This is a genomic window from Arthrobacter sp. H-02-3 (assembly GCF_003097355.1).
GTDB lineage: Bacteria > Actinomycetota > Actinomycetes > Actinomycetales > Micrococcaceae > Arthrobacter > Arthrobacter humicola.
In genome coordinates, this window is sequence record NZ_PYUI01000030.1 from 31,604 (window position 1) to 44,970 (window position 13,367).

Consider the following 13,367-nt stretch of genomic DNA (forward strand, 5'->3'; position numbering starts at 1 on the left):
GAGGGCCATTTGTTCGGCCCGGCTAAGCTTTAAGCAATGGTTATGCCCTTTATAGACACAGCTTCCACCGTAGACGCTTCGCGAGCGTTTCCGCTGGGAATCAGCGTTCCGCACACCGGGTCGCCGGCAGTGGACGATCCCCGCGGCGCGTTCGCCAACGTGGCTGTCTACGCGCCCGGCGTGACCACCCTCGAGATCGCGTATCAGCCGCCCGGGGGTACCTGGCAGGTCAAGACCCTGCCCAACATCACCGATGGTGTCCACCACGGCATTGTGGAGGGCATCCCCGCAGGGTCGCGCTACGGCTTCCGGGCCTCTCCGGAACACGAGGCCCTCCCGCTGTCCATGCCTGCCACGGATTTTGACGCCGCCGGCGAGCAGCCGCTGCTGATGGACCCGTACGGCCGGGCCGTCGACGAACGCGAAGAGCTGATCACCAGCGTCCGGGTCGGCAGCGACTTTGACTGGGGGCTGGACCGCAGCCCGCGCGTGCCGTGGCGCAACACGATCGTCTACGAGGCCCACGTCAGGGGCCAGACAAAGCTCCACCCGGATATTCCCGAGGAACTGCAGGGGACCTACGCCGGCATGGCCCACCCGGCCATGATCGAGCATCTGATCTCGCTGGGCGTCACGGCGATCCAGCTCCTGCCCGTCCACTTCCACGTCGACGAGCCGCACCTGCAGCAGCTCGGGCTGACGAATTACTGGGGCTACAACACGGCCGCCTTCTTCGCCCCGCACCCCGGCTACGCCACCGCGGCGGCCCAGGCTGCCGGCGCGCACGCGGTCCAGGACGAGTTCAAGGGCATGGTCAAGCTGTTGCACGCCGCCGGGCTGGAGGTCATCCTCGACGTCGTCTACAACCACACCGCCGAGGGCGGCACGGACGGTCCCACCTTAAGCTTCCGCGGCCTGGGCGAGATGCAGTATTACCGCAACGACGGCCACGGCAGGTATGTGGACACCACGGGCTGCGGCAACAGCCTGAACTTCGGCGAGCCCCGCGTGGTGCAGCTGGTACTGGATTCCCTGCGCTACTGGGTGAACGAATTCCACATCGACGGCTTCCGCTTCGACCTCGCCGTCACGCTGTGCCGCAACAGTGCCAACGAATTCGATCCCCGGCACCCCTTCCTTGTCGCGGTGGGCGCCGATCCTGTCCTGTCCGGGATCAAGTTGATTTCCGAGCCTTGGGACGTGGGCTACGGCGGCTGGCAGACGGGCCGCTTTCCGGCCGGCTGGGTGGACTGGAACGATCACTTCCGCGACGCCGTCCGCAGCTTCTGGCTCGCCGACCGCGCTGCGATCGACGCCGGCGGTAACGGCGGCCCCGTGGCCCGCCTCGCGGATGCCCTCTCCGGTTCCGCCGGGCTGTTCGAGTCCTCGGGCCGGTCCCGGCTCGCCTCGCTGAACTTCATCACCGCCCACGACGGCTTCACCCTGGCCGATCTGACGGCCTACGACCGCAAGCACAACGAGGCCAACGGGGAGCAGAACCGCGACGGCCACGGGGACAACCGCAGCTACAACCACGGCTTCGAAGGCCCCACCGAAGACCTCGACATCCTGGCCCGCCGGGCCCAAAGCAGGCGGAACCTCATGGCCTGCCTCATGATCTCCCAAGGCGTACCCATGATTGCCGCCGGCGACGAGATCTGCCGGACCCAGCAGGGCAACAACAACGCCTACTGCCAGGACAACGCGCTCACCTGGATTGACTGGACCAACACCGCGGAATCCCATGCGATGCTGCGCACCACCAAGCGCGTCATCAGGCTGCGCAAGGAGTTCCTGGCCGGCCAGCCACATGACTACCCCACGCGCGACACCCAGTCCTACTTCCACTGGTTCGATGTGGACGGCAACCCGATGTCGGCCGACACGTGGAATGACCCGGCCCACCGCGTCATCCAGCTCCTGCTCGGTTCCGACGACGGGCACGTGGACGGTCTGGTGGTGGTCAACGGCGGTGCCGACGACGTCAAGGTCACCCTGCCGCGGCTCAGCAATGAGGACGGTACCGGGCACCGGCGCTTCGAGCTTCGCGTCACCACCTCCGAGCTCCATGACCGGCGTCAGGGCGCCCGCGTTGCCTCCGGTGAACGGGATGTCGTCCAGGCCAACACGATCAATATTTACCGCACCTGATCATCCGCAATCTAAGGACCCCATGAAGATTTACTCGGCAGACACCTGGACCATTGAAGAACTCACAGAGCAAATCGACGACGCCGGCCGCCGCACCCTAGTGATCCCCGCCGCCGACACCAAGCAGGCGGTCCTGGAGACCTTCAGTAAAGTCCTGGACTTCCCCGAGGACGACGGCGTGGACCTGGACGCCCTGCATGACTCGCTGCACGACGTCGCCGATGCCGTGACGGACGACGGCGAGGCCCCTGTCACCTTCATCTGGCAGGTCCCGGCCGCGCTCCGCGCGGACCGCTCCTTCGGCGTCATCTGCGAAACCCTGCAGGACGCCGAGAGCTACGCCGGTACGAGCCTGGCCGTCATCGCCGTCTGCCTCTAGGCCCGGGTTCCGGGCCGCCAGCCGCGGCGGGCCGGCGTTGAGAACGCCGGCCCGCCAAGGCACGCTGGGCACGCTACGCGTTGACGATCAGGCCGAGCTCGGCCTTGGACGCCAGTGCCTCATGCTTGGGTAGCACGCGCACGGTGTAACCGAAGGACCCGGAACGGTCGATCACCAGCGTGCCGCTGAAGAGGTGCCGGCCCCGGCCGAGGTCTTCGGCGGCCTTGAGCTCCGCGACCGTGATGTCCGCCAGTTCGTCGGATTCTTCGGCCCGGCCGTAGGCCACCTCAACGTAGACATCGTCCGGTGAGAGCTCGCTGAGGGAGACATAGGCGTTGACCTGGAGGAGATCGCCGATCTGCGGGTCCTCGGAGACCCCCACGGAGTCGACGTGTTCCACCTGTATGTGGGGCCACGCCGCCCGGATCCGTGAGGTCCACCCCGCCAGGGCCTTGGCCTGGGCGTAGTTCTCCGCCACGGCGTGGCGTCCCGCGATCGCGGCCGGGCGGTACAGCACGTTGACGTAGTCCTTGAGCATCCGCTCCGCGGAGACCGCGGGGCCAAGGTGAGACATCGTGTGCTTGATCATGGACACCCAATGGGTGGGCACCTTTTGCGGGCCGGACTCCGAGGGCCCGGCAGCGCCGGCCCCGTCGGAGACGGTCAGCCCGTAGAACCGCGGCGCCACCTGGGTTTCAAGCAGTTCGTAGAGTGCCGCCGCCTCGATGTCGTCACGTTCTTCCGGCGACGCGTCATTGTTGGCGGTCGGGATCGCCCAGCCGTTCTCGCCGTCGTACATCTCGTCCCACCAGCCGTCCATGACCGAGAGGTTCAGCGAACCGTTCAGGGCCGCCTTCATGCCGGAGGTTCCGCAGGCTTCCAGCGGGCGCAGCGGGTTGTTCAGCCACACGTCGCAGCCCGGGAACAGGGTCCGCGCCATGGCGATGTCGTAGTTGGGCAGGAACGCGATCCGGTGCCGCACGGCGGGGTCGTCGGTGAACCGGACTAGGTCCTGGATCATCTTCTTGCCCGCGTCATCGGCCGGGTGCGACTTCCCGGCGATCACCAGCTGGATCGGATGCGTCTTGTGCAGCAGGAGAGCCTTGAGTCGTTCGGGATCCCGCAGCATGAGGGTCAGCCGCTTGTATGTGGGCACGCGGCGGGCAAAGCCAATGGTCAGGATGTCCGGATCCAGGACGGAGTCCGTCCATGCCAGCTCGGCGTCGGCGGCGCCGCGCTTCTTCCAGGCGGCCCGGAGCCGGCGCCGGACGTCCTCGACCAGGGACACCCTCATTTCGCGCCGCAACGCCCACAGGTCCTCGTCGGTGACGTTGTAGGCCAGGTCCCAGGGGCCCTGCGCCTCAGCATCGGCGCCGAACTTTTCCCGCGCCAGCGCCGAGATGCGGGAGTCCACCCAGGTGGGGACGTGCACGCCGTTGGTGACGGAGGTGATGGGGACTTCGGAGTGGTCAAAGCCCGGCCAGAGGGCGGAGAACATTCCGCGGGAGACCACACCGTGCAGTTTGGCCACGCCGTTGGCCCGCTGGGCAAGCCGCAGGCCCATGACCGCCATGTTGAACACGAACGGGTTGCCGTCAGTGAAGTCCTCGCGGCCCAGATCCAGGATCTTTGCCACCGGGACGTCCGGTGCGAGACCGGCTTCGAAGAAGTGTTGGATCTGGGAGATTTCGAAGCGGTCGATCCCGGCCGGGACTGGCGTGTGGGTGGTGAACACGGTGGACGCCCGACCGGCGGCCAAGGCCTCGTCCCAGCTCAGCGGGGCCGGGCCGGACATCAACTCCTGGATCCGCTCGACGCCCAGGAACCCGGCGTGCCCTTCGTTGGTGTGGAAGACCTCCGGGGCCGGGACCCCGGTGAGGCGCTGGAACTCGCGCAGTGCCTTAACCCCGCCCATGCCCAGCAGGAGTTCCTGCTGCAGCCGGTGGTCACCGCCGCCGCCGTACAGGCGGTCGGTGATGCCGCGGGCGGCTTCGTCATTGCCCGGAACGTTGGAGTCCAGCAGCAGCAGCGGAACACGCCCGACGTCGGCCCGCCACACATGCGCCAGCAGGCGCCGGTCGTTGGGGAGGGGAAGGGAGATCTGCACGGGTTTGCCGTTGCCGTCCGGCGACGCCTCGCGCAGGAGCGTCAGCGGCAGCCCGTCCGGGTCCAGGACCGGGTACGTTTCCTGCTGCCACGCGTCACGGGACAAGGACTGCTTGAAGTATCCGGCCTGATACAGGAGGCCGACGCCGATCAGCGGCACGCCGAGGTCCGACGCCGCCTTCAGGTGGTCTCCGGCCAGGATGCCCAGACCGCCCGAGTACTGGGGGAGGACCTCGGTGATGCCGAACTCGGGCGAGAAATAGGCGATGCAGGACGGGGCGCCGTCGCCAAGGCTCTGGTACCAGCGCGGCTGCTCCAGGTAGCGGTCGAGGTCGTCGGCGGCGGCATGGACACGCCGCACCACGTCCTGGTCCGCCGCGAGGCGCTGCAGCTCTTCCCGGCTGACCAAGCCCAGGAACGTCACGGGGTCATGGGCGCTCTCCGCCCAGATCCCGGGGTTGAGCCCCTCAAAAAGCTCCCGGGTGGGCCGATGCCAGGACCACCGAAGATTGGTGGCGAGACGGGCCAACGGCCGGATGGACTCCGGAAGAACGGTTCGGACAGTAAATCTGCGGATTGCCTTCACCAGCGAAACACTAACGGACAACTCGGTGCCCCGGAACCGCTTTAAGATTCTTTCCGGTAAATGACGGATATCGGTCCGACTCGAACCGGAAACCTCTCACAAAACGTTCGAGGCCTTAGCATTCTGGCCGTTTTGTAGATAACGTCGAGCCTGTGACGAATAACTCGCGAACCAGTGCCCTGTCCAAGCAAAAGCCCAAGGCCCTGATCACGGATGGCCTTCGATTTGGCCGATTTCCGATCACCGCCGTGCAGCCGTCGGTAGAAGACGGAAAGTTCCCGGCCAAAGCTGTTGCGGGCGAATCCATTGTGGTGGGTGCCACCGCGTTCCGGGAGGGACACGACCAGCTCGGCGTCAGCGCCGTCCTGCTCGACCCCCGCGGCAAAGAGCGCCAGCGGGTCCGCCTCGCACCGCCGCGCGGACCGCGCGGCATGGGCACCGACCGTTGGGAAGGCCTCCTGACCCCGCCCGCCACCGGCAAGTGGTCCTTCGTCATCGAGGCATGGCATGACCGCTATGGCACCTGGCACCACAACGCCGAGGTCAAGGTGGAGGCCGGCATCGACGTCGAGCTCATGCTGGCCGAAGGCGCGGCCCTGCTGGCGGAAGCCTCCGAGGACGCCTCGCGGCCCTCTGCCGACCGCCGGACGCTGCGGATGGCCGTCGTCGTGCTCTCGGACACCGCCCGGACACCGGAGGAGCGCCTCGCCGCCGGCTTCAGCGACGAGATCGCCGCCGTCGTCCAACGCCAGCCCATCCGCGAACTCGTGACGGTCTCCGAACCGTACCCGCTGCTGGTGGAGCGTGCGCTCGCCGGCAGCGGGTCCTGGTACGAATTCTTTCCGCGCTCCGAAGGTGCCGTGCGCAACCACGACACCGGAGAGTGGACCTCCGGCACCTTCCGCACCGCCGCGAAACGCCTTGACGCCGTCGCCGCCATGGGCTTCGACATCATCTACATGCCGCCGATCCACCCGATCGGTGTCCAGCACCGCAAGGGGCCGAACAACACCCTGATTGCCGGACCGCACGATCCCGGCTCCCCGTGGGCCATTGGGTCCAAGGATGGCGGCCACGACGCGATCCACCCGGACCTGGGCACCTTCGAAGACTTCGACGCCTTCGTGGCCCGGGCCGAGGAACTGGGGCTCGAAGTCGCCCTGGACCTGGCCCTGCAGGCCGCGCCGGACCACCCGTGGGTGCAAAGCCACCCGGAATGGTTCACCACCCGGGTGGACGGCAGCATCGCCTACGCGGAAAACCCGCCCAAGAAATATCAGGACATCTTCCCGCTGAATTTCGACAACGACCCCGCGGGGCTGTCCAACGAAATTCTGCGGATCGTGCTGCTGTGGGTCAGCCACGGCGTCAAGGTCTTCCGGGTGGACAATCCGCACACCAAACCCGTGTGGTTCTGGGAATGGCTGATTGGGAAGGTCAATAAGAAGCATCCCGACGTCGTTTTCCTGGCCGAGGCGTTCACCCGCCCGGCCATGATGCACGCCCTCGGCCGGGCCGGCTTCCAGCAGTCCTACACCTACTTCACCTGGCGGAACACCAAGGAAGAACTGGAGGAGTACTTCCAGGAGGTCAGCCACGAGTCACCGGCCTACTTCCGGCCGAATTTCTTCGTCAACACCCCGGACATCCTCACCGAGTACCTGCAGTTCGGCGGACCGTCGGCGTTCAAGATCCGCGCCGCGCTGGCCGCAACGGCCAGCCCGATCTGGGGCGTGTACGCCGGCTTTGAGCTCTACGAACACGTGGCGCGTCCCGGAGCCGAGGAATACAGGGACAACGAGAAATTCGAGTACAAGTCACGCGACTGGGATGCGGCGGCCGAAACCGGGCGCAGCCTGGCGCCGTACCTGACCCGGCTCAACGAGATCCGCCGCGCGCACCCGGCCCTCGGGGACCTGCAGAACCTGACGCTGCACCAGAGCACGGACACGTCCACCGTGGTGTACTCCAAGCACAAGACCCTCTCCGACGGGACCAAGGACACCTTGATCATCGTCGTCAACGTGGACCCGCACGGCACCCGGGAGAGCACCGTGTCCCTGGATCTGCCGGCGCTGGAACTGGACCCGGAGAACTTCACGCACAACGGCCGTTTCATGGTCGATGACTTGCTGACCGGCGAGAGCTGGGAATGGGGGGAGTACAACTACGTCCGTCTGGACCCGCACGTCGAGCCCGCCCACATTCTTAGCATCCGGAGGTAGTGCCAGTGAGTTTTAGCCCGCAGAACCCCAGCCAGCACTTCAGCCCGAGGGGAAGCTTTGAACTGAACGCTCCGGGCCTCCAGCACGACCCCCTCTGGTACCGCAAAGCGGTGTTCTACGAGGTCCTGGTCCGGGGCTTCGCCGACGGAAACGGGGACGGCTCGGGCGACTTTCACGGACTGATCGAGAAACTGGACTACCTGCAGTGGCTGGGCGTGGACTGCCTCTGGCTCCCGCCGTTCTTCCAGTCACCGCTGCGCGACGGCGGCTACGACATCTCGGACTACAACTCCGTCCTGGACGAGTTCGGGACCATCAGCGACTTCAAGCGGCTCGTGGCGGAGGCCCACGCCCGCGGCGTCCGGGTGATCATCGACCTTCCCCTGAACCACACCTCGGACCAGCACCCGTGGTTCCAGGAGTCGCGCAAGGATCCGGACGGGCCCTTCGGGGACTTCTATGTCTGGAGCGACACGGACGAGAAGTATGAAGACGCCCGCATCATCTTCGTGGACACCGAGGAATCCAACTGGACCTTCGACCCCATCCGGCGGCAGTTCTTCTGGCACCGGTTCTTCAGCCACCAGCCCGACCTCAACTTCGAGAACCCCAAGGTCATTGACGCGCTCTTCGATGTCGTCCGGTTCTGGCTGGACCAGGGCATCGACGGCTTCCGGGCGGACGCCATCCCGTACCTGTTCGAGGAGGAGGGCACCAACTGCGAGAACCTGCCGCAGACCCACGAATTCCTCCGCAAGCTGCGCAAGATGGTCGATGAAAGCTACCCGGGCCGCGTGATCATTGCCGAGGCCAACCAGCCGCCCGCCGAAGTGGTGGAATACTTCGGCACCGAAGAGGAACCGGAATGCCACATGGCGTTCCACTTCCCGATCATGCCGCGGCTGTACTATGCGCTGCGGGACCAGAAGGCGTCGCCCATCATCGAGACGATGAAGGACACCCCGGACATTCCCGAAGGCGCCCAGTGGGGCACGTTCCTGCGCAACCACGACGAACTGACGCTGGAAATGGTCACGTCCGATGAACGCGCCGCGATGCTGGGCTGGTACGCGCCGGATCCGCGCATGCGCGCCAACATCGGCATCCGGCGCCGGCTGGCCCCGCTGCTGGATAACTCCCGCTCCGAAATCGAGCTCATCAACGCCCTGCTGCTGTCCCTGCCGGGCAGCCCGTTCCTGTACTACGGGGACGAGATCGGCATGGGGGACAACATCTGGCTGGAGGACCGCGACGCCGTCCGCACCCCGATGCAGTGGAACCCGGACCGCAACGCCGGGTTCTCCAACGCGGACCCCGGAAAGCTCTACCTCCCCGTGATCCAGTCGCTGGTCTATAACTACAGCATGGCCAACGTGGAGGCCGAGGCCGCACATTCGGGGTCGCTGCTGCGCTGGACCCGCCAAATCCTGAGCGTCCGCAAGAACCACCCCGCCTTCGGCCTGGGCGGATTCAAGCATGTGGAAGCCGACCACGACGTCGTCCTCGCCTACCTGCGCGAGCTCCCCGAAGGCAACGCCGCCGGTGAGGACGCCGAGACCATCCTGTGCGCCTTCAACCTCTCGCAGCACCCCGTGGCAACCACCCTGCGCGTGCCGAAATTCGCCGGCCGGGGACTCCGGGACGTGTTCGGCGGCCAGGCGTTCCCGGCCATCGGCGATGACGGAACCCTGACGTTGACCCTGGGCAGCCACGATTTCTTCTGGCTGCGGATCCGCTCCGCAGCTTCCAACCCGGCATCCCCGTTCACTCAGGCGATGCCTATCCTGTCCATCGAAGGCTGAGATGACTCGACCGACCCTTGCCCCGGCCCTGAGCGCACTGCTTGGCGCCTGGCTTCCGCGCCAGCGATGGTTCCCCGTCAAAAGTGCGGAGTTCAGCTTCGAACCGGCGGGCGGTCTGCGCCTCGAGACCGGCGGCGGGGAGGGCGCTCCCGGCACGGCGGTGTGCGAGGTGTTCCTGCTGGCGGTGTCCTATCCCACCCCCGACGGCAGCCGGACCGACATCGTCCAGGTGCCACTCAGTTTCCGCACGGAACCGCTGCCCGGTGGCGAGCGTGCGCTGATCGGCGAACTTCCCGGCACGCGCGATGACGCTGCACACCGCTGGGTTTACGACGGCGTCCACGACGCCTCCTTCGTCGCCGCGTGGCTGGAGCTCATCCGCGACGGCGGAAGCACGCCGTCGGGACAAGCGACCGGCCACCTGGTGGAGTCCGGCTACCGCCTGCCGTTCGCGACGGGCAAGGTGAAGGTGCTCGCCGGGGAGCAATCGAACAGTTCGGTGATAGTGGACGACGGCGGTTCGGCCGCCATCGTGAAGTTCTTCCGGGTGCTGTCCGAGGGCCAGAACCCCGAGGTCGAAATCGGCGCGGCGCTGACGGCGGGGCGCACCGAGGAAGTCCCGGCGACCCTTGGCTGGGTTACGGGGGAATGGGAGACTCCTGCGGCTGCGCTCGGTGTGGACCCGTCCGCTGCTGTCCGTACCGCCCGCGGAGAGCTCGCCGTCGCGCACGAATTCCTCTCCGGCGGGCTCGATGCCTGGCGGCTCGCCGTCGACGCGGCCAGCCGGGGGATCGGATTCACCGCCGAGGCCCATGCCCTGGGCGCTGCGACGGCCGCGGTGCACCGGCGGCTCGCCGAGGCGCTGGGGACCGCCACCGAATCCGCGCCGGGCGAGGACATCGCCCCCGGAGTAGCCCAGCGGGTGCGCCAGTCCTGGGCCCAGGCCGGCAACGCCGTCGGACCGTACGAGGACCGGCTGGACCGGCTCCTCGGCCGGCTTGAAGGCACCAGCGCCGGGCGGCTGCAGCGCATCCATGGCGACCTCCATCTCGGACAGATCCTGCAGGTTCCGGGCAGTAGCGCCCCGGGCGAGCCCGGGGCTGCACCGCGCTGGGCCATCCTCGACTTCGAGGGTGAGCCGCTGCGCCCGATCTCAGAACGCAATTTTCCCGACGTCCCGCTGCGCGACGTCGTCGGCATGCTGCGGTCCTTCGACTACGCCGCCGGCGCCGCCGTCCGCGAGAACCCCGGTGCCGTGGTGCCGGGGACATGGGTGGATGACTGCGCCGAGGCCTTCCTGGCCGGCTACGCCGAAGTCATCCCCGGCAGCATCGACCGCGACTCGCCGCTCTTTGTGGCGCTGTGGCTCGACAAAGCACTCTACGAAGTCATCTACGAACTAAGGAACAGGCCGGACTGGCTCTCCATCCCGGTGAACGCATCGCGTCGTCTCCTCGGCAGTACAGGTTCCGGCGTCGCCGCCGAAGCCACAGCGGAAGGTATAAAAATGACAGGATCAGCACGTATCGATCGGCCCGGCGCACCATTGCCCGTGGACGGCGAGACTCTTGCGAGGGTCGCATCCGGCGAACACCACGCGCCCCACTCAGTCCTGGGTGCCCACCTTGATGACCACGGCCACGTCACCATCCGGACCGTGAAGCACCTGGCGGAGGCAGTTTCTGTCGTGACGTCGGCAGGTGCTGCGCCCATGACGCACGAATCGGGCGGCGTGTGGGTGGCTGTGATGGAACCGCTCGAGCGTGGCCACGTGCCGGATTACCGCCTCGAAGTGACCTACAAGGACCACGAGCCGCAGCTCATGGACGACCCCTACCGCTACTTGCCGACAATCGGTGAAATCGACCTGCACCTGATTGGTGAGGGCCGGCACGAGCGCCTGTGGGAGGCTCTCGGCGCGCACGTCCAGCACTACAAGTCCTCCCTCGGCGACGTCGACGGCGTGTCCTTCGCCGTCTGGGCCCCGAACGCGCAGGCAGTGCGCGTGAAGGGCGACTTCAATGGCTGGGACGGCCGGGAACACTCGATGCGCTCGCTGGGTTCCAGCGGCGTGTGGGAGCTCTTCATCCCCGGCGTTGTAGCAGGGGCGTGCTACAAGTTTGAGATCCGGACCCGGCACGGCTACTGGGTGGAAAAAGCGGACCCGCTGGCCTTCGGAACCGAGGTCCCGCCGCTGACGGCGTCCCGCGTGGTCGAGCCCTCCTATGTCTTCAAGGATGCCGAGTGGATGCAGGCCCGCGCCGGCCGCGATCCCCACAACTCAGCCATGAGCGTGTACGAGGTCCACCTCGGCTCGTGGCGGGTGGGGCTGGGCTACCGTGAGCTGGCCAAGGAACTCGTGGAGTACGTCAAATGGCTCGGCTTCACCCACGTGGAGTTCATGCCCGTGGCCGAGCACCCCTTCGGCGGCTCCTGGGGCTACCAGGTCACCTCCTACTTCGCCCCGACCTCACGGTTCGGGCACCCCGACGAATTCCGGCACCTCGTCGACGAACTCCACCAGGCCGGCATCGGCGTCCTCCTGGACTGGGTCCCGGCGCACTTCCCCAAGGACGAATGGGCCCTGGCGCGGTTCGACGGCGAGGCCCTGTACGAGCACGCCGACCCGAACCTGGGCGAGCACCCGGACTGGGGAACGCTGATCTTCGACTTCGGCCGCACGGAGGTCCGCAACTTCCTGGTAGCCAATGCCCTGTACTGGCTCGACGAATTCCACATCGACGGGCTGCGCGTGGACGCCGTCGCCTCCATGCTGTACCTCGATTATTCGCGTGAGGAGGGGCAGTGGCAGCCCAACCGTTTCGGCGGCCGCGAGAACCTGGAAGCGATCTCCTTCCTGCAGGAGGTCAACGCCACGGTCTACAAGACGCACCCCGGTGCCGTCATGATTGCCGAGGAGTCCACCGCATTCCCGGGCGTCACCGCACCCACCAGCGGCGGCGGCCTGGGCTTCGGCCTCAAGTGGAACATGGGCTGGATGCATGACTCGCTCCAGTACATGGCGGAGGACCCCTACAACCGCAGGTGGCACCACGGCACCATCACCTTCTCGATGGTCTATGCCTACTCGGAAAACTTCCTCCTGCCGATCAGCCACGACGAAGTTGTGCACGGCAAGGGTTCCATGCTGCGCAAGATGCCCGGCGACCGGTGGCAGCAGCTGGCCAACCTCCGCGCGTTCCTGGGGTACCAGTGGGCGCACCCGGGCAAGCAGCTGATCTTCATGGGCACGGAATTCGGCCAGGAAGCGGAGTGGTCAGAGCAGTACGGCCTCGACTGGTGGCTCGCCGACATCCCGGCACACAACGGCATGCAGCTCCTGACCAAGGACCTCAACGAGCTGTACCGTTCCACGCCGGCCCTGTACGAGCGGGACAACCAGCCGGAGGGTTTCCAGTGGATCAACGGGGGAGACTCGGACCGCAACGTGCTGACGTTCATCCGCCGCGATGCTGACGGCAACCCGCTGGTCTGCGCCGTGAACTTCTCCGGCGGCCCGCACACCGACTATGTCCTGGGCGTCCCGTCTGCCGGAGCATGGCAGGAAGTGCTCAACACCGACGCCGCCAGCTATGGAGGCTCCGGCGTGGAAAACACCGGAACTCTGACTGCCGCGGACGAGGGCATCGACGGTCAGCCGGCGTCGCTCACCGTGACCCTGCCCCCGCTCGGGGCCGCCTACTTCAAACCGCTGGCGTAGGCGCCGCCCGGCGCGAAGCCGGTGGGGGAGCGCGGTCAGCCTCGCGTGGTGAACCCGAGCGGCGTAAGCCCCGCGTGAGCATCTGGGAGAAGCCCGGAATCCCCGTGATTCCGGGCTTTTCCGCGCCCTCTTCGAGGCGGCTTTGTCAGCGGGGCCAAGTGGTGGTAGAGTTTATTTCCGCGCTGCTCCCCGGAGTTGAACGGCCACCAAGACCCAGAAGCCTATGGCAAGACTGAGTCGGGAACGCCGATTTGACAAGGGTGAAGCGGCCGGGTAAGTTTGAAAAGTTGCTCCGGAGCGATCCGCGACTGTTTGTTGGTTGTGGTGGTGCCGGGTGTGTCTGTTGTTTGAGAACTCAATAGTGTGCCAAGTTTGTTGATACCAATTTATTGTATTG

The 13,367-nt window shown here is 66.6% G+C and carries 6 protein-coding genes; 5 read left to right on the forward strand and 1 reads right to left on the reverse strand.

The features are described from left to right. Window positions 1-36: 36 nt before the first annotated feature. Together glgX and C9424_RS20155 are read left to right on the forward strand one after the other, a co-directional pair. Window positions 37-2,151 (forward strand): glycogen debranching protein GlgX, encoded by a 2,115-nt coding sequence (gene glgX, locus C9424_RS20150; RefSeq protein ID WP_116768622.1) that lies wholly within the window; start codon window positions 37-39, stop codon window positions 2,149-2,151. Window positions 2,152-2,173: 22 nt separating this feature from the next. After that, window positions 2,174-2,530, forward strand: a complete 357-nt coding sequence (locus C9424_RS20155) for a barstar family protein (protein WP_116768623.1) — start codon at window positions 2,174-2,176, stop codon at window positions 2,528-2,530. A gap of 73 nt (window positions 2,531-2,603) precedes the next feature. Here the strand turns inward: C9424_RS20155 and glgP are convergent, their stop codons facing one another. Next, complete coding sequence (gene glgP / locus C9424_RS20160; protein ID WP_202615944.1) at window positions 2,604-5,222, reverse strand: alpha-glucan family phosphorylase; 2,619 nt, start codon at window positions 5,220-5,222, stop codon at window positions 2,604-2,606. 152 nt (window positions 5,223-5,374) lie between these two features. Here glgP and C9424_RS20165 point away from each other — a divergent pair, with 152 nt between their 5' ends. From C9424_RS20165 to C9424_RS20175, 3 genes are read left to right on the forward strand one after another with little or no spacing between them, the layout of a single operon-like run. Further along, window positions 5,375-7,447: an alpha-1,4-glucan--maltose-1-phosphate maltosyltransferase gene (locus C9424_RS20165; RefSeq protein WP_272914169.1), complete on the forward strand. Its 2,073-nt coding sequence runs from the start codon at window positions 5,375-5,377 to the stop codon at window positions 7,445-7,447. Between the two features lie 5 nt (window positions 7,448-7,452). Beyond that, on the forward strand, window positions 7,453-9,249 hold the full coding sequence (treS, locus tag C9424_RS20170; RefSeq protein WP_116768625.1) for a maltose alpha-D-glucosyltransferase: 1,797 nt from the start codon (window positions 7,453-7,455) through the stop codon (window positions 9,247-9,249). 1 nt (window position 9,250) lies between these two features. Next, window positions 9,251-12,970: a 1,4-alpha-glucan branching enzyme gene (locus tag C9424_RS20175; RefSeq protein WP_116768626.1), complete on the forward strand. Its 3,720-nt coding sequence runs from the start codon at window positions 9,251-9,253 to the stop codon at window positions 12,968-12,970. The last annotated feature ends 397 nt before the right edge of the window (window positions 12,971-13,367 follow it).